17 protein-coding genes and 1 pseudogene are annotated in these 23,346 nt (G+C 39.4%); 14 read left to right on the top strand and 4 right to left on the bottom strand.

Annotated elements, in window-relative coordinates; all coding sequences use genetic code 11:
- The first annotated feature begins 159 nt into the window (after positions 1 to 159).
- From I6F48_RS19435 to I6F48_RS19420, 4 genes are all read left to right on the top strand, one after another.
- Positions 160 to 648, top strand: coding sequence for a (2Fe-2S)-binding protein (locus I6F48_RS19435; protein ID WP_166420059.1), 489 nt, complete (start codon positions 160 to 162; stop codon positions 646 to 648).
- A 12-nt stretch (positions 649 to 660) separates the two neighbouring features.
- Positions 661 to 2,952 (top strand): xanthine dehydrogenase family protein molybdopterin-binding subunit, encoded by a 2,292-nt coding sequence (locus I6F48_RS19430; protein WP_197120106.1) that lies wholly within the window; start codon positions 661 to 663, stop codon positions 2,950 to 2,952.
- A gap of 140 nt (positions 2,953 to 3,092) precedes the next feature.
- Entirely contained in the window at positions 3,093 to 4,064 is a 972-nt protein-coding gene (gene moaA / locus I6F48_RS19425; protein ID WP_166420061.1) for a GTP 3',8-cyclase MoaA, read from the top strand.
- A 171-nt stretch (positions 4,065 to 4,235) separates the two neighbouring features.
- Positions 4,236 to 5,273, top strand: a complete 1,038-nt coding sequence (locus I6F48_RS19420; RefSeq protein WP_166420062.1) for a GGDEF domain-containing protein — start codon at positions 4,236 to 4,238, stop codon at positions 5,271 to 5,273.
- Between the two features lie 22 nt (positions 5,274 to 5,295).
- Here I6F48_RS19420 and I6F48_RS19415 read toward each other — a convergent pair whose 3' ends face one another.
- On the bottom strand, positions 5,296 to 6,234 hold the full coding sequence (locus I6F48_RS19415; RefSeq protein WP_165729475.1) for a LysR family transcriptional regulator: 939 nt from the start codon (positions 6,232 to 6,234) through the stop codon (positions 5,296 to 5,298).
- 119 nt (positions 6,235 to 6,353) lie between these two features.
- On the opposite strand from I6F48_RS19415, the gene I6F48_RS19410 reads away from it, so the two are divergent.
- The 5 genes from I6F48_RS19410 to I6F48_RS19390 all read left to right on the top strand — a co-directional run bounded on the left by I6F48_RS19410 (position 6,354) and on the right by I6F48_RS19390 (position 15,724).
- Positions 6,354 to 7,523 (top strand): efflux RND transporter periplasmic adaptor subunit, encoded by a 1,170-nt coding sequence (locus tag I6F48_RS19410; protein WP_166420064.1) that lies wholly within the window; start codon positions 6,354 to 6,356, stop codon positions 7,521 to 7,523.
- Positions 7,524 to 7,532: 9 nt separating this feature from the next.
- Positions 7,533 to 10,685 (top strand): efflux RND transporter permease subunit, encoded by a 3,153-nt coding sequence (locus tag I6F48_RS19405; protein WP_165740177.1) that lies wholly within the window; start codon positions 7,533 to 7,535, stop codon positions 10,683 to 10,685.
- Positions 10,678 to 12,090 (top strand): TolC family protein, encoded by a 1,413-nt coding sequence (locus I6F48_RS19400; RefSeq protein ID WP_197120105.1) that lies wholly within the window; start codon positions 10,678 to 10,680, stop codon positions 12,088 to 12,090. Before I6F48_RS19405 ends, I6F48_RS19400 begins: the two co-directional genes overlap by 8 nt.
- 10 nt (positions 12,091 to 12,100) lie before the next feature.
- Positions 12,101 to 13,129 carry a zinc-binding dehydrogenase gene (locus I6F48_RS19395; protein WP_024608449.1) on the top strand — a complete coding sequence of 343 codons (1,029 nt, stop codon included), beginning with the start codon at positions 12,101 to 12,103 and terminating at the stop codon, positions 13,127 to 13,129.
- Positions 13,130 to 13,468: 339 nt separating this feature from the next.
- Positions 13,469 to 15,724, top strand: a complete 2,256-nt coding sequence (locus I6F48_RS19390; protein WP_197120104.1) for an acyl-CoA dehydrogenase — start codon at positions 13,469 to 13,471, stop codon at positions 15,722 to 15,724.
- Between the two features lie 187 nt (positions 15,725 to 15,911).
- Here I6F48_RS19390 and I6F48_RS19385 read toward each other — a convergent pair whose 3' ends face one another.
- Positions 15,912 to 16,874, bottom strand: coding sequence for an integron integrase (locus I6F48_RS19385; protein WP_166377215.1), 963 nt, complete (start codon positions 16,872 to 16,874; stop codon positions 15,912 to 15,914).
- Between the two features lie 251 nt (positions 16,875 to 17,125).
- Between I6F48_RS19385 and I6F48_RS19380 the strand changes: the two genes are divergently transcribed.
- From I6F48_RS19380 to I6F48_RS21520, 4 genes are all read left to right on the top strand, one after another.
- On the top strand, positions 17,126 to 17,440 hold the full coding sequence (locus tag I6F48_RS19380) for a CC0125/CC1285 family lipoprotein (protein WP_197120103.1): 315 nt from the start codon (positions 17,126 to 17,128) through the stop codon (positions 17,438 to 17,440).
- A gap of 113 nt (positions 17,441 to 17,553) precedes the next feature.
- Entirely contained in the window at positions 17,554 to 18,273 is a 720-nt protein-coding gene (locus tag I6F48_RS19375) for a hypothetical protein (protein WP_197120102.1), read from the top strand.
- A gap of 127 nt (positions 18,274 to 18,400) precedes the next feature.
- Positions 18,401 to 19,711 (top strand): hypothetical protein, encoded by a 1,311-nt coding sequence (locus tag I6F48_RS19370; RefSeq protein ID WP_197120101.1) that lies wholly within the window; start codon positions 18,401 to 18,403, stop codon positions 19,709 to 19,711.
- A gap of 101 nt (positions 19,712 to 19,812) precedes the next feature.
- Entirely contained in the window at positions 19,813 to 20,592 is a 780-nt protein-coding gene (locus I6F48_RS21520) for an HK97 family phage prohead protease (protein WP_197120100.1), read from the top strand.
- Between the two features lie 41 nt (positions 20,593 to 20,633).
- Here I6F48_RS21520 and I6F48_RS19360 read toward each other — a convergent pair whose 3' ends face one another.
- Positions 20,634 to 21,896, bottom strand: a complete 1,263-nt coding sequence (locus tag I6F48_RS19360; protein WP_197120099.1) for an IS110 family transposase — start codon at positions 21,894 to 21,896, stop codon at positions 20,634 to 20,636.
- Positions 21,897 to 22,249: 353 nt separating this feature from the next.
- On the opposite strand from I6F48_RS19360, the gene I6F48_RS19355 reads away from it, so the two are divergent.
- Entirely contained in the window at positions 22,250 to 22,660 is a 411-nt protein-coding gene (locus I6F48_RS19355; RefSeq protein ID WP_197120098.1) for a hypothetical protein, read from the top strand.
- 28 nt (positions 22,661 to 22,688) lie between these two features.
- Here the strand turns inward: I6F48_RS19355 and I6F48_RS19350 are convergent.
- A pseudogene (locus I6F48_RS19350) lies at positions 22,689 to 23,228 on the bottom strand (transposase); the annotation flags it as partial.
- Positions 23,229 to 23,346 lie beyond the last annotated feature (118 nt).

Here is a 23,346-nt window from a genome sequence, read left to right as displayed (position 1 = left end):
AGTTGTAACTATGATTATGTTTAAAGTATTTAGCTGTGAATACAATGGGTATTACACGGTAAATGATGTTTTTATAGTGAGTAGTTACAACAATTTTAACGGTTAAAGCCAAAGTATTAACTAATACTGAGGTTATAAAGCTTAATCAAGGGGCAAGCTATGGTGACATTTACAATTAATGGCAAGGTGGTTGAATCACACGCAAGTGAAGATACACCATTGTTATGGGTTATTCGTGATGAAATTGGATTAAAAGGTACGAAGTTTGGTTGCGGTATTGCAATGTGTGGTGCATGTACGGTGCATTTAGATGGGCAAGCAACTCGCTCATGTGTGCTACCAATTGGCGCTATTGCGGGTAAAAGCATTACCACAATTGAAGGACTTAATAACGAACACCCACTTCAAAAAGCGTGGATTGAAGAGCAAGTACCACAGTGCGGTTACTGTCAATCGGGGCAAATAATGCAAGCTGCTACATTACTTGCTGCAAACCCTAGCCCGTCAGATGAAGAAATAGTCAGCCACATGAATGGCAACTATTGCCGCTGTATGGCTTACAAGCGTATTAAAACTGCTATTCAACGCGCTGCAGATGAGTCACAAAGTGTAGTAAATATATTTGATCCAAATGCACAAGACGCTTAACTGGAGCCGATAATGAAAAAATTATTTCAAAAAAATAGCGAAACCGTTAATTTAAACCGTCGCTCGTTTATGATTGGTACTGCAAGTGCGGGCTTAGTTATGGCGTTCGCCCCTGCGTTGTTTTCGGGTTCGCTCAGTGCAAAAGAATCAATTGCACAACAGGCTTTTTCACCGACTATTTGGTGGACTATGAGCAGCGATGGCGCCGTAGAAGTAAGTATTGCTAAAGCTGAAATGGGTCAACATATCGGTACTGCACTTGCGCGCATTGTAGCTGATGAACTTGAATGTGATTGGGATAAAGTATCAATTACCTACGTAGATACTCACGAAAAATGGGGCTACATGGTTACCGGTGGTTCGTGGTCAGTGTTCCAAAGCTTTAAGCCACTGTCGCAGGCGGGTGCTGCGGGCAGAATTGCGTTAATAGACGCAGGCGCGAAAATGCTAGGTATGGCTGCGGATAAATGCCACGCTGAAAAAGGTTATATTGTATCGGGTGATAAATCGGTTAGTTACGCTGACATTGTTAAAAAAGGCGAGTTTAATCGCACATTTACCAGTGATGAAGTTGCAAACCTGCCACTAAAATCAGCTAATAAACGTCACTTAACGGGTCTTAAACAAGACTTTAAAGCGCTCGATATACCGGCTAAAACAAATGGCACCGCAGTATATGGGATAGATGTAGAAGTTGAAGGCATGTTGTACGCGCGCCCAGTAATACCGCCAACCCGTTATGGCAGTACGGTGACAAATGTTGACGATAGTGCAGCAAAAGCGATTAAAGGCTACAAAGGTTATGAAGTTTTAAATGACCCTAGTAACACAGTGCAAGGCTGGGTTGTTGTTCTTGCGGACAACTACCCAAGTGCCATTAAAGCAGTAGATGCTTTAAAGGTGAGTTATAAAAAGGGTGAGTCGGCAAATATATCTGAAGCTGATATTCAAAATGAAGGTAAACGATTGTGCGAGCAAAGCGACTCCGGTACTTTGTTTGTTGATGACGGCGATATAAAGAAAACCCAAGCCGATGCCAATGAATCGTTAGAATCAATGTATACCACAGCAACAGCGAGTCATTATCAGCTAGAGCCACTCAATGCGTTAGCCGAATTTAAAGACGGTAATTGGATTATTCATACGGGGAACCAATGGCAATCTCTTACGTTACCCGCTATTGCAAAAGCACTTGAAGTAGCTCAAGAGAAAGTAATTATTCGCCCTTATTATTTAGGCGGTGGCTTTGGTCGCCGACTATTTGGTGATTGGACTGTACCGGCAGCCCTAACTGCTAAAGCAGTAGGTAAACCAGTAAAGCTAGTATTTACACGCGCGGACGATAGTTTATTTGATCAGTCTCGCTCTGCATCTGCAGCAAAAATGACAGCATCGTTTGATAAAAACGGCACTTTCACAGGAATGGAACATGCATTTGCGGCAGGTTGGCCTACCAAAGCAATGGCACCCGGGTTTTTAGCTCCAGGTGTTGATGGTAAAGGTAAATTTGATGCGTTTTCAGCATCGGGCGCCGATCATTGGTATAGCATGAGTAGTCATCGAGCACGTGCTATTAATAACGAAGTTGCACAAAGCACCTTTACTCCAGGCTGGTTACGCTCAGTAGGACCAGGTTGGATTGCATGGAGCCTTGAGTCGTTTATTGACGAAATTGCCCATAAGCAAGGCAAAGATCCGGTTCAATTTAGAATCGAAATGTTAGATGGTAAAGGCAAGCAAGCAGGTAAAGCACCTGAGAGTGTTGGTGGAGCGCTACGTTTACGTAATGTACTTAAAACAGTGTCTGATAAAGTCGCTTCTGTTAAATTAGCGAAAGATGAAGGCATTGGTTTTTCAGTGAGTTCGGGGCAAGAGCGCACAATGCCAGCTTGGCTTGCAACCGCAGCACATGTTCATGTTAACCGTGATAGTGGTAAAATAACGCTTAAAAAGCTTTATGTTGTTGTAGATGCAGGCTTAATTATTCATCCTGATGGGGCATTGGCACAAATTGAAGGCTCATTATTATGGGGCAGCAGCCTTGCTTTACACGAGTCAAATACGTATAAAGATGGGCAAGTATCGGCTACTAACTTTAATACTTATTTACCGCTAAGAATGCAAGATGTACCAGATATAGACATTGAATTTTTACAAAGTGATGAGTTTCCGGTTGGTTTAGGTGAGCCTGGGGTTATAGGTGTTGCGCCAGCCATAGGTAATGCCGTATTTAATGCCGTAGGTGTGCGTTTACGTGACCTACCAATGAAGCCAAGCGCAGTTAAAAAAGGCTTGGATGCGTAAAGCATAATTAAAATAGTTAAAGGGGCCTGTTTTAGAAGGTTCCTTTAGCTATTACACGTATTTTTGTAATTATTATTTTATATCAATAACTAAAGCAGTTTAGGTAGTGATGGCTTATTGATATTAGTTAAGGTTTGTTTATGCTAATCGACCCAACAGGGCGAGAGTTTAGTTACTTGCGTTTGTCTATTACTGACGTATGCAATTTTAAGTGTGTTTATTGTTTACCCGACGGTTATCAAGGCGGGAGTGACCGTGGTTTTTTAAGTGTGAATGAAATTAGTAATACGCTTAAAGCATTTGCTCACCATGGTATTGAAAAAGTAAGGATCACTGGCGGAGAGCCCACCTTACGTAAAGATTTTATAGATGTTATTCGCGCCGCAAAAGATATTGCAGGTATTAAAAAAATTGCAATGACCACCAATGGCTTTTCTCTCCATAAAAACATTCATAACTGGGTAGATGCCGGCTTAAATGCAATTAATGTAAGCATTGATACCTTAGACCCACGCATGTTTAACACTATTACTGGGCACGATAAATTTACCTCAGTAATGAAAGGTATTGATACCGCGATTGAAACAGGGATTGATTCGGTAAAAATAAACAGTGTGCTTATGAAGCAATATAACGCGCAAGAGTTTGATACGTTTTTAAATTGGGTTAAACATCGCCCCGTTACTATTCGCTTTATTGAGTTGATGCAAACAAACGATAACAAAGCCTTTTTTGATGCTAACCATGTTTCTGGTCAGGTGTTAAAAGCTCAGTTATTACAAACGGGGTGGCAGCAAGTTGCGCGTAGTGCATCAGCAGGTCCTGCTCAAGAGTTTGCACATCCTGATTACCAAGGCAGAATTGGTTTGATCATGCCTTACAGCAATGACTTTTGTAGTACCTGTAATAGGTTAAGAGTAACAGCCAAAGGGAATCTGCATTTATGTTTATTCTCTGAAGAGGGGATATCACTAAGAGAATATATGAATGATAATTCTAATAGTGAGTTAATGGCATTGCTATCGCGTTATATTAAAACTAAAAAACCAACTCATCTTTTACATCAAGGTAATACAGGTATTACGACTAATTTATCTATGCTAGGTGGCTAGTTATTAAGGTTGCTTGATGAAGCTAAAATGCCAAACATGCCCCTAAAATGCATAACATTATCCTAAAAAAAGGTAATAACAGGGTTTATCTACATGGTTTTATATCGACAAGGCTTGTTAAATTATATTTTCCCGTTAAACTTAATTTTTATTTTTTGTTAAGTGATTAGAATGGATATCGCAGCTCTTAATAGCACTAAATCATTAAGAAAAGACGTCCTTAGAGGGATGTGTCTTTGTTTTGGTTTTTTATCAGCTGGATTTGCGGGGCTTAATTTAACCGTAAATAACTTTCCACTGCTTGGCTATATCGAAATCTGTTTTTCCATTTATTGTATATTTACTTATATTTCACTTACACGTTGTCCACTACAGTTTTGGCAATCCGTTGTGATGTGTGCACTTGTAACGTTTATTGTTATTTTAGCTACCGCTTTAGCATCTCCTCGTAACGGTGTATTTGTATGGTCGTTTGCATTACCTATTTTGTACTACCTGTTGTTAGGTAAACAATATGGTGTAATTTTCTCTGCAACTTTATTAGCTATCCAAGTGTTTATTTTAGGGAGTAAATCTACTCTTTCACCCTTTGAAACCTTTAACTTATCCCTAAATTTAATTTGTGCTTATTTTAGTATTTGGGCGATATCTCATGTTTTTGAAGGGAGTCGTTCGAATTTTTCAAAGCGACTTAAAAATTTAGCGTTACTTGATCCATTAACGGGTACAGGTAATCGCCTTTCAATGAGCCACTACTTTGAAGTAGAACTACAAGATAAGTCACAGTTATATTTATTTTTACTCGATTTAGACTTTTTTAAACAAGTAAATGACGAGCACGGACATGGCGTGGGTGACCAAGTACTTGTCGAAGTGGCCACTTTACTAAGGGTTGCACTTGGCAGAGGGTACGTATTTAGAGTTGGCGGTGAAGAGTTTGCTTTATTTAGCTCTTTTGCAAATGAAGAGGCTGCACTAGACGCCGCTGAACAAATAAGAGCACGTTTTGAAAATACAACTTTTGATATTGATGGCCTTGCTATCAATATTACAACGAGTATTGGAATCGCAAAATTTAAAAGTACTAATTCATTGGAAAGCTTTGTAAACCAAGCGGATAAACAGTTATACAAAGCAAAACAATTTGGTCGTAATAAAGTGTATTGTAAGCTTAAAAAAGAGCACGACTGTGAGGCGGTAGTTGCTTAAGTTACCTTACCTAATACATTACCTAGTACATTTGCTCGAAGTTAGGGATCCCGTTTTCCCAAATTGGTTTATCTTTTCCTATATGTTCGCGTACAGCATCAAAAAATAACCGAGTTCTTACCGGTAAATCTCGATGCGGATACACGGCATACATCGCACTAAACTCCATGAGTTTCACATCAGTTAATAAAGGCACTAGTTTACCCTGTGATATTTCATCACCAATAATAAATGCAGGGGCGACAAAGTAAGTGGTGCCCGATAGTGTTTTCATCAGTAATGACTCTGCATCGTTTGCTCTAAACACACTTTTTATTTTTTGCTCGCAGGGCTCACCTTTACTGTTGTAGTAATCTATTGCATCTATCCGAATAGAGTTACTGGCGTAGCTTGCTGCTGGCAATTGTGCTAAATCTTCCATTGTTTTGGGCATACCATAAGTGTCTATGTACTCTGGTGCTGCAACAATGAGTAAGCGATTACGCGCTATTTTACGTGCAATAAGGGATGAATCTTTTGGCTCACCAACACGAAATGCTAAATCAAACCCTTCAGAGACGATATCAACCAATCTATCGTCTAAGCGCAGTTCAACTTCTACTTGCGGAAAGCGTTTTTGGAAATCATTAAGTACAGGTTGCAAATAACGCCTGCCAATCAATGTTGATGACGTGATTTTTAACACCCCGCGTGGCTCTAAATGGTAGTTTTCAGCCATGCGTACTGTTTCGCCGAGCAACTCTCTAAGCTCAGCGGCTTTTTTGATCATTTCGGCGCCCGCCGCTGTGAGCGAAAACGAACGCGTTGTGCGGTTAAGTAACCTAACGCCTAGCTCATCCTCTAAACGGCTAATTTGCTTAGATATAACAGAGCGATCTATGTTGCGTAATTCTGCAGCTTTTGCAAAAGAGCCTTGCTCAACCACTTCAAGTAACATTAAAAGTCGACTTGTTGTATCCATTATTACACCTTAACTAATCTATTGATGCCATTTTGGCATTAATGAATTTAAAAATCTATGGTTTTTACACACGGGTTAAATCCGTATTATGCGAGGCTAATCAACAATGGAGCGTCTTCATGAACAAACATCTAATTGCTGCAGCACTTACTGCGGCATCTTTAACACTAGCAGGTTGTGCTGATGAGAGCACGGCTCAATCAGCACCTGCACAGCAACTTCAACCAATTGATGTAGCACAGGTGCTTGTTAAGCCAGTACAAAGCTGGCACACATATACAACTCGTTTAGAGTCTCCACAAGAAGTTGCTTTAATGCCGCGTGTGTCGGGAATAATCGATAGCATTGAATTTAAAGAAGGCGACGTGGTTAAAGAAGGCGATGTTTTATTTCAATTAGATTCTCGTCCATTTGCTGCTGTGGTTGCTAGTTTAAAAGCGCAAATCAACAGCGCTGAAGCCGCTCTAGAGCAAGCTAAAAGTGAAGACAAACGTGCGGTACGATTATTAGACCGTAAAGCAATTTCTACTGAGCAAGCACAAGCGCGTACTTCAACACTACGCCAACGCGAAGCACAGCTTTCTGCACTTCAAGCACAGCTTACATCAGCAGAGCTTGATTTAGAGTTTACGTCAGTTGTATCACCAATTGATGGCATTATTTCTCGCGCAAATATTACCAAAGGTAATAACATACTTGCGGGCCAAAGCGTATTAACGTCAATTGTTTCAAACCAAGCAATGTACGCTTATTTTGATGTTGATGAACGCACATGGAATCACTCTTTTAATGATGTTACTGCTGCGAGTCAGCAAACTGTTGTAATGCAAAAAGTGGGTCAAAGCGATTTTGCATACAAAGGTTACATTAACTTTATTGATAACCAAATTAATTCATCAACAGGTACATTACGTGTACGTGCAGTATTTAATGAAGACAGCAACCAATTACGCGCAGGCTCGTTTGCACGTATAAAGCTGGCTGCAAATTCTATTAGCGACGCGATTATTATCCCAGAACGTGCAATTGGTACCGACTTAAAAAATCGCTTCGTATTAACGGTTGGTGAAAACAACGTACTTGAATACAAACTAATCACTACTGGTGAGCGTTACGGTGCATTACGTGCGGTTACATCGGGCCTTAATGAAGGTGATGTTATTGCTGTAAATGGTCCAGCTCGCGTAGGCCCTGGTATGCCAATCTCTCCGCAAACAGTAACAATTGATACAAGTGGTGTGGCATTTACATTGTCAAATGACAACACACAATTTGTGGCTAAGCAATAAGGTTTATTGATGAAATTTTCGCATTTCTTTATACAGCGTCCAATATTTGCGGCCATGCTGTCATTGGTTATTTTAATTGCTGGTGGTATATCACTATTCCAATTACCAGTAAGTGAATACCCAGAAGTAGTTCCTCCAACAGTGGTTGTTACCGCTAATTACCCAGGTGCTAACCCGACCGTTATTGCGCAAACAGTTGCCACACCGCTGGAGCAAGAAATTAACGGTACTGAAAACATGTTATATATGTTCTCGCAAGGTACCAGTGATGGCCGCATGACACTAACGGTGACATTTGCATTAGGTACCGATTTAGACCGTGCTCAAGTACAAGTACAAAACCGTGTAAACAGTGCGCTTCCGCGTTTACCAGAAGAAGTACAACGCTTAGGCGTAGTGGCTGAAAAGTCATCACCAGATTTAACCATGGTAGTGCATTTATATTCACCTGAAAAAACGCACGACACAGCGTACTTATCTAACTATGCCGATTTAAACATTAAAGATGAAATTGCGCGTTTACCGGGCGTAGGTGATATTCGCATGTTTGGTGCCGGCAAATACTCAATGCGAGTATGGCTAAACCCAGATGCACTGGCTGCACGCGAATTAACAGCAACAGATGTAGTAACAGCACTTCGCTCGCAAAACCAGCAAGTTGCTGCAGGTAGCTTAGGCGCGCAACCAATTTCAAACGACAGTCAGTTTCAAATATTGTTAAACGTTAAAGGTCGTTTAAACAGTATTGAAGAATTTGAACAAGTTATTATTAAAGTAGGCGACGAGGGTCAGTTAACGCGTTTATCTGATATAGCCCGTGTTGATTTAGGTCAAGACACTTACTCACTTCGAGCAGAGCTTGATAATCAACCAGCACTTGCAATGCCAATATTTCAACGCCCTGGTTCTAACGCTATTGAGCTATCTGATCAAGTACGCGAAACAATGGCGCGCTTATCTAAAGATTTTCCTACCGGTGTTGAATACGACATTGTGTACGATCCAACGGTATTTGTTCGCGGCTCAATTGACGCGGTAATTGCCACTTTGCTTGAAGCAATTGTATTGGTAGTTATTGTTGTTATTGTATTTTTACAAACATGGCGTGCATCAATTATTCCGCTAATTGCTGTGCCTATTTCACTTATTGGTACGTTTGCCGTAATGCAGTGGTTAGGTGTCTCAATTAATACCTTATCGTTGTTTGGCTTAGTATTGGCCATAGGTATTGTTGTAGATGATGCGATTGTAGTTGTTGAAAACGTAGAGCGTAATATCGAAAAAGGCTTATCGCCACTTGAAGCAACCCGCGTTGCAATGAGTGAAGTAACAGGCCCTATTATTGCCATTGCGCTAGTACTAAGTGCTGTATTTATTCCTACTGCGTTTATTACCGGTTTATCAGGTCAATTTTATAAGCAATTTGCACTTACAATTACTATTTCGACTATTATCTCAGCGTTTAACTCATTAACGTTATCGCCTGCGCTTGCTGCATTGTTATTAAAATCGCACGATGCAAAACCAGATGCGTTCACGCGTTTACTTAATAAATTGTTTGGTCGTTGGTTATTTAAACCATTTAACCGCGTATTTAATCGTGGTGCTAAAGGTTACGAAAAACTGGTACAAAAACTAATTCGTATGACCGTTGTTGTTATGGTGGCTTACATAGCACTTGTTGGTGGCACAATTAAGTTATTTGATACCGTACCGGGTGGCTTTATTCCACAGCAAGATAAACAGTATTTAGTGGCTATTGCGCAGTTACCTGATGCATCAAGCCTTGATCGTACTGAAGATGTGCTTTCTCAAATGCAGCAAATTGCATTAGAAGTACCAGGCGTTGCACATACAGTTGCTTTTCCTGGCTTATCAGTGAACGGTTTTACTAATAGCCCTAACAGCGGCATTGTATTTACACCACTTGAAAGCTTTGACAAACGTACCGACCCAAGCCAATCAGCGATGGCGATTGCTGCCGAGTTGAATAAACGTTTTGCTGCCATTGATGAAGCATTTGTAGCGGTATTTCCACCGCCGCCAATTCAAGGTTTAGGCACTACCGGCGGTTTTAAACTGCAAATAGAAGACAGAGCAAATAAAGGATTTGAAGCCTTATTTAATAGTCTGCAAGCTGTTATCGGTAAAGCGCAACAAGACCCAGCATTAATGGGCTTGTACTCGAGTTTCCGTATTCAAGTTCCACAAATGGATATTGATATTGACCGTGAGCAAGCGCTAATTCAAGGTATTCCACTTGATGAAGTATTTAACGCACTGCAAATTTACTTAGGCTCTGTGTACGTAAATGACTTTAATATGTTTGGCCGTACCTACCAAGTAAATGCACAGGCTGATGCTGACTACCGCTTAGACCCTGATCAAATACTTAATCTAAAAGTACGTAACCGCTCAGGAAATATGGTGCCACTAGGCTCTGTATTAACAGTTACACCAACAATTGGTCCTGACCGAGTCATGCATTACAACGGTTACCCAAGTGCAGAACTAAATGGTAGCCCAGCACCAGGTTACAGCTCTGATCAAGCACAAGTTGCTATTGAAAAAGTACTCGCAGACACACTACCAACAGGTATTGAATATGAGTGGACTGAAGTAACGTACCAACAAGTACTTGCCGGTAACACCATGGTTTATGTATTTCCGCTAGTTGTATTACTTGTATTTATGGTACTTGCAGCGCAGTACGAGAGCTTACGTTTACCACTGGCAATTATATTAATTGTACCAATGACTATTTTCTCAGCCTTGTTAGGTGTGTGGTTTGTTGGCTCTGACAACAACATATTCACCCAAATAGCGTTAATAGTACTGGTTGCGTTGGCCTCTAAAAATGCGATATTGATGGTTGAGTTTGCAAAAGACAGACACGACTCAGGATTAACGCACTTAGAGGCAATACTTGAGGCATGTCGTATGCGCTTGCGCCCAATATTAATGACCTCAATTGCATTTACAGCAGGTGTTATACCGTTAGTTCTTGCTACCGGTGCGGGCGCCGAAATGCGACACGCAATGGGTAACGCAGTATTCTCAGGGATGATAGGTGTAACCGTGTTTGGCCTATTGTTTACGCCGGTATTTTATATGTTAGTGACTAACAAAAAAGAGAAAGCGCAGGAGAATACTCATGACTAAATTAATGCAAAAAAGACTTAAAACAAGTCTGACCGCCAGTGCAGTATTAGTTGCTGCGTTTTTAGCAGGATGTGCGAGTAAAATAGACACCATGAGCGAGCAAAAAGCCGTTAACGAATTTGTTGCTAAAGCTAATATTGCTAGTAACGTTAGCGTTGCTGATGAGACAAACTGGTGGAAAAAGCTTAATTCTGATCAACTAAATGAGCTTGTTACTGGTGCGCTTGCAAATAACTATAATTTGCAAACAAGCCAGTTAACACTTAAAAGTGCATTAGCGCGATTAGGAGAGCAAAAAGCCCAATACCTGCCGCAAGGTGGCGTAAATGTTGGCGCAGCTCGAAGCGATGCACCAAGCGTGTTTGACCGCCAATCAAGTGCAAACGTTGCACTTGATTGGCAACTAGATTTATTTGGTCGCATAACGGCGTTGGTTGATGCAGCAAATGCATCGGCCATGAGCCAAGCAGAGCAAGTACGCTTATTACAAATTGAAGTTGTTTCGTCAGTCGTTAAAGGCTTTGTAAGTTACCAAGGGAATGTTGAAAAACAACACATTGTTACACTTCAAATTGAAGCGCTTGAGCAAAGTATTGACGTTTTACAGGCACGAGTTGATGAAGGTGTAGCTAACGAGCTTGATTTAAACCGTACGATGGCGCAGCTTAGGCAGCAACAAGCATTAATGCCTGCTATTGAGTATGCAAAATACAGCGATTTATCTGCGCTTGCAGTACTAAGCGGTAAGCTAGCGCAAAATATTGCTATTGAAAACGAGCAAGGCGTGCTTGAACGTGACTTTAGCGTAGCACTAAAAAACGCTAATAATGCCATTGCCTTACGTCCAGATATTAGCCGCGCGCTGTTTGACTTTAGCCAAGCAAATAGTTTAAGTGTTGCAGCTAGCAAAGCGTTATTACCCGATATTAGCTTATCTGCATTTGCAGGGGTTGTGAGTATAGATAGCACAGGCTTAAAAAATACCGATCAACAGTGGCAAGTAGCGCCGCAGTTACAGTGGTCTATTTTAAGTTATCCTGCGCTTTTAGCGCAGCGTGACGCGCAACAGTTTTTAAGTGAAGCTGCGTACAGAGATTATCAACAAGTAGTATTAACTGCACTAAGTGAAAGTGAACTTTCACTGCAATTGTTGGTCAATCAAGCACAGCAAAAACGCTTTGCCGATGAACGTTATGACTTTGCTAATAAAGCATTTTTACAAGCACAAGCAATGTACGAAGAAGGTCAAATTCCTTACCTTGAGTTGTTAGATGCGCGCCAGGATGTTTTAATAGCACAAGAAAATGCTGTTGAAACAACAATTTCTTCACTGCTTGCCAAAGTAAATGCTTACCAGTCATTTAATGGGCAATGGAGTTATGCGTTAAACGACACTAATAAGTAGAGTTATATTGATGCCAAATACTGAAAATTTACATGAATACATTATCCCGCAAACTATGCGCGCTATTGTACTGCCAGAACCAAATGAAGCAATTGACTTAGCGGATGCTGAGCTGCCTGTTCCTATTTGTGCAGATAACGAGCTGCTTGTAAAAGTAGAGTACGTTGGTTTAAATCCAGTTGATGGTCAATTTGCTAAAACAGGCTTTTGTAAATGGCAGTATCCACACATTTTAGGCTTAGATGCCGTAGGTGTTGTGGTTAAAGCTAATAAAGGTGTGTTTCCAAATGTTGGCCAGCGCGTTATGTGGCATGCCAACATTGGTGAGCAAGGTGCTTTGAGCGAATACACCAAGGTACCTAACTTTGCAGTGTCGGTTGTGCCAAGCGGTTTAAACCCGGCCATTGCAGCAACACTTCCATGCGCCGGTATGGCAGCACTTATTAGTTTAGATAAAATAGGCATTAGTGAAGGCGATACTATTTTTATTGAAGGCGGAGCCGGAGCGGTAGGGCAGTTTGCTATTCAATATGCAAAACAGCGCGGTGCAGACGTATTTACCACAGCATCAAAGCGTAATCATAAGTTGGTTAAGCAGTTAGGCGCTGATGTGGTTTTTGACTATAGCGATAAAAAGCTATGCGAAAAAATCCGCAGAGAACTTGGCCCACAAGGCTTTGATGCGGTTATTGATACGATTGGTGGTGAGTGTACTCAGCGTAATATTGAGTTAATGCGTTTTTGCGGACGTATTGCCTGCTTAAATCCGCTCCCTTGTTTTGATCAAGACTTAATGTATCACCGAGCGCCTAATATTAGCGTAGTATCAATTGGTGGAGCATGGCTTGCTAATAGTTTATGTGCACAACAACGTTTGAGTTTTATGGGCAACCTGTTACTTGAAGGCGCTGTTAGTGGCGACATTAAACACCCAGAAATAACGCCCGTAGATTTTAGTGCTGACTCAGTATCGCAAGCGCTTAATAAACAACTTGCTGGTGGTTTTACCGGCAAGCAAGTTGTTAAAGTTGCTAAGTGAAGCGCTTATACAATTTGATTTAAATTTAGGTAGTTTTAGCTAGATTAACTAATAATGTAGCCTCTACAAATTGAATAAAAACGTAGCCTATTTGTGCTGCGTTTTTTTATGCCCATAAAAAAATAGATACAGCGCTAGAGCTTTTGCTGTTTTATTCATCATTTTAATCAAAATACTTTTTTTCAGCGTACAACTGTAAGCCTTTGTGTTTCAACAGTTTACGTTCAGGTAAAGAAAATAAATTGAAAAAACTGTTAATTAATTGAATAGAGCAATTGATCTAAACGATTTTTTATGACGTAATGTAGGTATTATTTAGCTGGTCGGATGAGTTCAATCATGAGTTTACGTACAAAACTAAAAAAAGTATTACCAAGTATTTCTATCACAGAACAAGAAGCGCTAGACGCGGGTGATGTATGGCTTGAAGGTTCTATCTACCAAGGTAAACCTGATTTCAGTGCACTTCGCGACGTACCTGCTGCTACATTAAGCGCAGACGAGCAAGCATTCTTAGACGGTCCAGTAAAAGAGTTATTGGGCATGATTGACGATTCAGTGATTCAAAACGGCATTCATTTACCAAATGACATCTTAGAATTTTTGAAAAAAGAGCGTTTTTTCTCGCTTATCATTCCTAAGTCGTTTGGTGGTTTAGAGTTTAGCCCTTATGCAAACTCTACTATTGTTGGCACAATTGCGACTAAAAGCTCAGCAGTTGCGGTAACCGTAATGGTTCCTAACTCGTTAGGCCCGGGTGAGTTATTACTTCACTTTGGTACGCAAGAACAACAAGCACATTACTTACCACGCCTAGCAAATGGTACAGATATTCCATGTTTTGCATTAACAAGCCCAGAAGCGGGTTCTGATGCAGGTGGCATTCCAGACATTGGTACAGTTACTAAAGGCATGTATAAAGGCGAAGAAGTACTTGGCCTTGAAGTCACATGGGACAAGCGCTATATAACGCTTGCACCTATTGCTACCGTACTTGGTTTAGCCTTTAAAGTAATGGACCCTGATGGTTTATTAGGTGGCAAAGAAAGCTTAGGTATTACCTGTGCACTTATTCCAAAAGAGCACCCAGGTGTAGAGCTTGGTAATCGCCATGACCCAATGGGTATTCGTTTTTACAACGGTACTACGCGTGGTAACAAAGTATTTGTACCAATGGATTTTGTTATTGGTGGACAGAAAAACATCGGCCGTGGTTGGCAAATGCTGGTTAGCTGTTTAGGTGCTGGCCGTGGTATTTCATTACCTGCGCTAGGTGTTAGTACCGCGCAAGTTGCATTTAAATCAGCATCTGAATACGCAGCAGTGCGTGAACAGTTTGGTTTAGCCATTGGTCAGTTTGAAGGTATTCAAGAAAAACTAGCCGACATTGCAGGTAAAACATACCTACAAGAAGCAATGCGCGTACTTACAACTGAAGGCTTAGGCATGGGCTTAAAACCATCAGTAGTAACCGCAATCGCTAAATACCACATGACAGAGCTTGGTCGCGACGTACTTGATTCAGCAATGGATATTCAAGCAGGTAAAGCGATTCAAAATGGCCCACAAAATACATTAGCAAGTGGTTATGTTGCACAACCTATTGCCATTACGGTAGAAGGCGCGAATATTCTTACACGTAACCTAATGATCTTTGGTCAAGGTGTTATGCGTTGTCACCCATATTTACAATCTATGGTTGAGTCAATTCACAGCGAAGACAAAGGCGCAGATAAAGAATTTAACGGTATTTTACGTAAAACAATTGGCTACAGCACAGCAAACAGCTTACGTGCTTTCCGCTTAGGTGTTTTACCATTTACAGCAAGTGCTAATTCTGAATTACCAGAAGTACGCGACTACGAAAAAGCAGTACATAAATTATCTGCAAAACTTGCAGTGTACGCAGACTTTTCGTTACTTGTACTTGGCGGTAAGTTAAAACAAGCAGAAATGCTATCGGCACGTTTAGGCGATGTAATGAGCTTCTTATATGCAGCTATGGCATCAATTAAATACTACGAGCAAAAAGTATCAAGTAGTGACCGTGAGCAAGCAGCACCTTATTTCCATTACGCGACTCGTTTTGCACTACAAAGTGCTGAAGAAGCATTGCATAAGTTTTTAGATAACTTCCCTGCAAGTGGTACACGTAAGTTTATTCGTTTTATTACAATGAACTACTCAACTAAAATGCCAAAAATTAGTGACAATTTAATCCGCGAACTAGCTAAGCAAGCTCAGCTAGATACCGCATTTAAAGCGCAAATCACGCATTTAGTTAAACCAGTAGTGGGCGATGGCCATCATATTAATGAGCAAGCTTACAAAGCTAAAATGGCATCACTTGGCGAACTGGCTAAAGTTAAAAAAGCATTACGTGCTAAAGTAATTAAACCAGGTATACGCTTTAACATCACGCTTGATAACGCACTAGCGGCAAACGTAATCACGCAAGCTGAACACATTCAGTTAATTGATTACAACATCAAACGTGAAAAAGCGATTCGTGTAGATGAGTTCGATTTTGATATGAACCTACTAGACGATAACGCACAGCCGATTAATCCGCTTAAAAGCGTAGTTAATCAGTAAGTTAAAGTAATAAAATTCAATGATGCAAAGCGCCCGCAGTATCGGCGCTTTTATTTTTGAAAAGTATTAGTGTGGAGCCCCGCTTGTGTAAAAACAAGCGGGGCTTTTTTATGTTTTTAAAATGGAAATAGATGACGGTATTGGTTTGAAAGTGAATATGTATCTGTAGAGGATTAAAAAGAGACGCTTATAATCTTGAAAAAGGGCTAACAACCCCGTTAGCACCTTGCTGCAATACATGAGTATAAATTTGTGTGGTACGGACGTCACTGTGACCTAGTTGTGTTTGTACTGTGCGGATATCAGCGCCGCTTTGCAGCAAATGCGTAGCGAAAGAGTGACGCAAAGTATGTGGCGTAACGTGTTTGTTAATATGTGCATCAAAAGCGGCTTTTTTAACAGCGCGTTGTAATTGCTTTTCATCGATATGATGGCGCCTTAATTGCTTACTCTCGGGATCAAGACTTAATTTATGTGATGAAAATAAATATTGCCATCCCAGCTGCTTATTATGGTTTGGATATTTTTTACGTAACAAATGCGGCATATAAGCGCCGCTATATAAGGGGTTTTTCAGATCTAATTGCAGGTAACTATCAACTAATTGTATTTGAGAACGTAATTGCGGTATGAGCTCTACTGCAAGCGTTACAACACGATTTTTACCTCCTTTGCCATCCCAAATTCGAATGCAGTTATAGTCAAAGTCAATATCGTGAACTCGTAAACGCAGTACCTCCATTAATCGCATACCACTGCCATAAAGTAATCCACAGGGTAAATAATGCTTTGCTACACAGTGTTTAAATAGCGCTGAAACTTCTGTTTGAGTAAGCACAACGGGTAGTTTTCTTGGGCGTTCACTTTTTACAAAGTCTAATGATAATGAAAGGGGGCTCTTAATTATTTCTTTATATAGGAAACTTAGCGCATTTAGTGCCTGCGCTTGTGTGCCTTGCGCTACGTTTTGCGAGTTTACTAAATGGTTCAAATACGATTCTACTTGAGTGTCTCCCATAGAGCTTGGGTGCTGCATATTATTAAAGCGGATATAGCTAGCTATCCAAAAAAGATAAGCTTCAATAGTGCTCTTTGCATACCGTTTGCTATACATATGGTCTTTAATCATGGTTAGAAAGAGAGATTTCATAAATGATATTCAACTTTTAAAAACATACTGTATATATAGACAGTCGTTCGTGTTTTGTCCAATAACATTATTAAAAGTCGTTTTGGTGTATTTTAACAACAATAACTTTACAAAATACGTAATTACCTGTTTACATAGAAGTTGTTTAGTGGAATTATTAAGCAATGTAATATACGCCGTTTTGGGGTGTTATAAACCCCCAAAGTGGTGTTCAATAAGCTGTTAGCATTCAAAACAAGTTTGGAGAAACAATGAAGTTTATCGTATCAATTATAGGGTTATTGTTATTATCTGGTTGTGCTACAGGTTATCAGGCATACACATGGTCAGGCGGCTACAAAGACAAAGTATTAGGCGAGAATCACTATTATATTGAGTATTTGGGTAATGGAACTACTTCACCTGAAACCGTGAATACTTTCTGGACTACGCGCGCGAATGAATTATGTCCAAATGGCTACACTGAAGTAACTTCAGAATTGGGAAAGAATAACTCCTTTGCTGGTGGTACTTCAGGTGTTTCATTCAATCATCCCTGGAAGAAAGCTGAAATTAAGTGCAGTTAAATGCTAACAAGCCAATTAAGCGGGACTAAAAACAGTTTGCTGTTTCGTTCCTCAACATTTTAGCAAACAATTTTTAGCCCCTTATTGGGGCGTTATGAATTACAAGGAGTCGTATGAAGTCTGAACGTTTTTTTAAATGGATATGGAATTTTAATGGGTTGGTGGCGTTTATAGCTATTTCCATAGGAACTATATTTATTAGTTATGAATTAGTCTCCAGCCTTTTTAAAGAAGAATATATTGAACCTCTCACTCTAAACCTTGCAGAAGACGAAGCAGGTGAAGAAAAGTGGAGTCTTGGCCATCCAAATAAAATTGGTGAAAGTGATTTCTATTATATTCCTTTGGAATCTGAAAAGTTAGATGTTGAATCAAAGGGAACTATTGTTGAAGGATTTGGAGGAAGTCGCGGTTATTACACAAAAACGCGGTCTAAAAATGCTCTTTTCCTTAACGGTAAAACTAATAATTCAAAGTGGCTTTTTAAATCAGTTAATCAACTAATTACTGACATAAAGGTTGTCTCGAGTTATGAGAATTCTCGTAATTCAAAAGCTTTGGCTTTGTCGTATGAGATTATTAATAGTGATACTAATCAAGATGGTAAGTTTGATAGTTTAGATAAGCGCACTTTTGCACTCAGTAAGATAGATGGTTCTAATTACATAGAAATCATTGAAGGTTACAACAAAATTGTAGAGTCCAACCTAAATTTAGAAGGTAATTTATTTGTGGTATTTATCAATAATAACGAAGTCTTTTCAATGATAGTTAATTTAAGTACCTTTAAAATCATAGATAAAAAACCTTTACCTAGAGTAGGTAATTCATAACAAGTTGCTTAAAAGGACAAAAAACAGTTGGCTTTTGCTCCTTCGTCGCTATTTTAGCCAACAATTTTTTGCCTCTTAGCAAGGCGTTAGCTGTCAGTCTTTATAACTAGTAATCCGAGGCATAATAATGGAAATTGATGAATTTACTGATACATATTCTGATGATCTTATATATCTTAAAGAAGCACGTGTAGCTCTACTTACACATCCTCTTCGCAATGAACATCACGATTTGTGCAACGCTTCTTTCTGTAGAATTTATTCAATTATGATGATTGGAAGCATAGAAGCAATGCTAGAACGGTGGTGTGAACGTGATAACTTTAATATTTTGAATGAGTACTTTGCTTCGGGTATATCTAATGAAAATCGTATAAAGAATCTTCGAGAGGTTTTCGTTGAAAAAGGGATCAATGTTCAGGCGAAAGTGTTCGACGACTACCTAGCAATAAAATATATTCGTAATGCTATTGTTCATGCTAGTTGGGAAACTGCTACAGGTAACCTGAAGCAAGACCAACTTGATTGGATAAATGAAAGAGGTTTTCCAACCGATACTCGCAAACTTACGTCTAAAGATTTAGAGCGTTTCGAATGGGTAAACGGAAATATGATGTTCTATATTGCCCTTACTGGATTAGAAGGTGTTCAAGCTAGGCCAGATTTAGTTGATATCGGAATCCCCCCTTCTCAATTACCTGATGCAAATGGCATTATTAATCCATCAGATTGGCCTAGAATGTATTGGTCTAATATTGAACGAATATCTTCAGAAATAAGAAAAATGATCGAGATTGCGGCTAATCGACCTGAGCTTGGCTGGGCATGTGATTTTACAGAAGAGCAACTCAAGGAAATACCCCAAGATACATTGAAAAAGAAATTTTATCTTTCAGCATTATCTGCAAAAAAAGAAGAATTTGATGGTCTGATAGACAACAATGGTTTTGCTGCTAATGCTCTCATGTGTTGGGAACAATTTGTTTCGCAGGTTTCAGTGTTTGAGGCGTTTAACGAACACAAAGTAAAATCAGTTTTAAAGACTTTGAGGATAATGCTTCAAAATAATATTCATCCTAAGAATAATATTTTACCACCATTAGCTAAAGATACGCCGTTCGAAATCAGAGAACAATTGTTTGGTATGTGCTTTGAGAATTTAGGGCCTTTGACGATATTAGAAATTATTGAAGCATATGATCTAGGGGAAAAAGCAAAATTTGCTATTAGGAATATTACGCCACTAAATTTATTTGCTATTCAGCTACCATTACTTGCACCTGAAAGAAACGATGAATGGCGACAAAAGGCTCAATATATTGCTGACCTTTTCGAGGTTGGTCAATCATGGTACTCCTCAATAGAGGGGCATTCATCACCACAATCAACCGTTGAATTTTACCGTGAAATGAACGTTATTCTAACGAAAGACAGCTAACAAGTTGCTTAAACGGAATAAAAACAGTTGGCCATCGCTTCGCGATTATAGCCAACCATTTTTATCCGCTTAGCAAGGCGTTATATTTTTCGGAGAGTTCGGTGGATAATCAAAAAGTTGAGATTGATGCATTCAATCCCTATGAAGCTAAGTTCCCAAATCGTACTGTAATTACTCGCGAAGAATTGCATTTAATAAAGATGCTTCGTCAGCAAGGATTTGATTATAAAATCAGATCTAAGTACAACGGAGAATTCTATATTCTCAGCCAAAAAAACTTTGAAAGTTTACTTGTTGATCCTATGTTTTTAACACTCTTTAACGTAGGGACTGGTCTGATTACTGCATTAATTTATGATTTACTAAAAGGCAAAGCAGAAATAAAAGACAAACTCTTTATTAAGAACAAGGATGGAGAAATTTTCAATTATGAAGGTCAGTCTTTAGACAAAGAAGTTATTAATAATGTTACTAATAAAATGTTAACTTCACAAAAAGAGTATAAAAAAACCTTATTGTCACAAAGCCCATACGCTAATCTGCCATTTCCGGTTCATCTGGAACATACGCCAAGGGTCATAGGTTGGTGCAACCTTTTCGAAGATGAGGTTGGTTTGCGAGTTGACCCTTGCAAAGTTACATGTAATGAAACGTGGGATCGAATCCAATCTGGTGATTTAAAAGGTATGAGTATTGGCGGGTTAATATCTAAATCGAAGTGTACCGTTTGTGATTCTGATTATAGGGATTGTAATCATATTTCTGGCGACACATATGATGGTATTGAATGTGTAAATGAAATTCATGAATTTGATTTGGCTGAAGTTAGCATTGTTACAAATCCCGCTAATAGCTTATGTAACATAAACTTGAGTCAATAAAAAATATAACAACACGCCCTGAGGTGGACGACTAGTAAAATTTAGCTATTAACTGCAAATTTTAAAAGTGGTGAGCCTCTGCGTTTTAAGGCCGCTAAATACGTCGATTCATCGTAGGGTGTATTCGTTTTCCAGCACCTAAATACAATCCTTATCCATTTAAAGGCCAGTGATCTAATTATGCTGTTATGCGGCTTACCCTTGGCTTTTTGTTGCTCATAATACGCTTTAGCCCAAAACGAATAACGAATAGAAAAGCCTGCCCATTCTACAAATGTTTGCCTTAAAAAAGTGGGGCAACTATAACGCCAATGAGTCCACATCTTTTGACCACTGCGCTCAATAACAGGCGCTATACCCGCGTACTTTTGAAGCTCTGCAGCATCATTGTAACGCGCACGATTACTTCCAAAAGCAACAAGTAAACGTGGGGCGAGTTGTGGACCTGCACCGGGTAAGCTATCAAATATCTTTTTATCCTGCTGGGCTTTATAAGCCGATTTTATTGCTTTATCGAGCTTTTCAATACCTTTTAATAACACTTTAAACTGCGTAATAAGCACTTCAACGAGCATTTGATTAGGCACAATGACGCCTTCATCCAGAGTTAATGGCATTGAATTTTTAATACTGTCTAGTCGTGCATTATTGACCGCGCAATAGTGTGAGTTATGACTCTCAAAAAAGTCGAGTAAAGTCTGTTTTCTTGCTTTTTTAACCGCAGTGAGTGACGGCCATTTCTGAATAAAGTCGCAGAATATATACGTGTCCTTTTCTTTAAACCATTCAAGTGCCTGCGGGTAATAATTCTTTAATGTCGCTGTTATTTTATTGGATAAATCGACACTGTCTTGCACTAAACTTCGGCGATATTCAACAAGCTGAGACAGCGTTCGCATAGCTGCTGACTCAGGCTCAATGACAGACAGCTTATCCATGTGTAACGTGAGAATTTCAACTTGTACAAAGGCATCTGATGGGTCATCTTTTGCGCCGCTGGGCGTAAAGGCCTGGCGGTATTTAGCAACAGCACAAGGATTAACGGTAAATAAAGTAAGGTGGTCGTATTTAGCTAATGCATAAATAAGCGGGCCTTTTTTAAGCTCACAAACAATCGCTATTTTTTGCTTTGGATAACGCTGTTTAATATCCATAGCCCATTCATGCAACGCTTCAGGTGTGTGTTTAATAACGGTGTAATGATATTTATTAGTGCCTGTTGGGTGTTCACAAATATCATGTTTTTTATCGGCCCAATCAATGCCAATGAGTACAGCAAAATTATCAACGTTATATGCTTTCATTTTATAGCGCCTACGGTTAAAGTTCAGGACGGAATGTGCTTAAATCTCGTTTCTCGCAGGTCTTATAGATAGTCTTGGTCGGCAATCCCTGAGTCTGCGTTTTGAAATCGAGGTGCTCTGTTGGCTCGAACGTCTTGTTAAAAACATTGGATGTTTGTCATTCAATATTCGTAACCAACAGAAGCATATTCCACTTAATATAATAGTCAGTTACTTTTAAATTAAGTGGCTTGGTCGAACTATAAGTCACTCAAAAGGACAAATAACAGTTGGCTATTTACTCCTTCGTCGTCTATTTTAGCCAACCATTATTTGCCTCTTAGTGAGGCGTTATAAAGCACACGGAGCGTGGAGTGTATATTCGAATTTTATTACTTAATGTCTTTTTCCTTTTAACAAGTTGTGCATTTGTTAATACAGAAATCTTAGACGAAGCAAGTATTTGTCTAACACCTAACTCCAATTATCAAATTGAAATCATTAATAGAGAGACCGTTACAGGTAGCCATCACACACCCTTCAATTATGGCAACAAATCAATTTCTGATCAGATTTATACTTTTCAGGTTTCTACCCTAAATGGGGATCTAGAATCCCATCAAGTAAAGTCGTGGTTAAACTCAAAAATTATAGTTGCTAAATCGGGAAGCTTAAGTATTACGAATAATAAGCTTACTATTAATCTTGATTTCTATGGGTTAAGGTTAAAAGGGAAGGCTTTGTTTTTTAAGGATAATATCAAGAAATGTGCAAGTGCTTTATAACAAGTGACTATGGTGTCAATTCCTAATTTCAAACCATTTTAGGATCCCACATGACACCATCCCTCACCATAGAATTTATGATTACTATAAGCTTTCTTATACAGGCAATAATAGCCACTTTTTTAGGTTTCCCTGCCGCGACTAGCCGATGATAAATAGCTTTAAATTTAGGGTTACATTGGATAGCTGACATCATTGCCATATACATTGCGGTTCTAATTTTCGGTCGTCCACCTCGTATCATCCGTTTACCCTGATAAGCACCAATTTCTCGATTAAATGGTGCTACACCAACTAGTGATGCAGCCTCTTTATTGTTTACACACCCAAGCTCAGGCATGTCACTAAGTAAGTTAAACGCGACAACATTACCAACGCCAGGCACACTTTGAATAATGTCATTCTTGACCTTATATTCGTCACATTCTTTGATGAGTTTTTGTAGTTTCAAATCTACTTTTTCAATCTGATTTTTTAATGCCGTTAGGATAGGTTTTATTAGTGATGATATTGTTTTTGGCATTATCTGTGAACGATTTTTCTCCATCGTTTGCATATCCATTAACTTGTAGTGGTCAATAAAATTTGGCCACAGTTTTAGAATCTTGATATCTAACCTCAGATTCATTTGGCGCTAAACCGGCATTATAATGATGCGGCCTAACGTTGTTGTAATATCCGTTGAT

Source organism: Pseudoalteromonas sp. SWYJ118 (genome assembly GCF_015864505.1).
GTDB lineage: Bacteria > Pseudomonadota > Gammaproteobacteria > Enterobacterales > Alteromonadaceae > Pseudoalteromonas > Pseudoalteromonas arctica.
The sequence above is the reverse complement of the archived record's forward strand: the minus strand, read 5'-3'. Positions and strand labels throughout refer to the sequence as shown.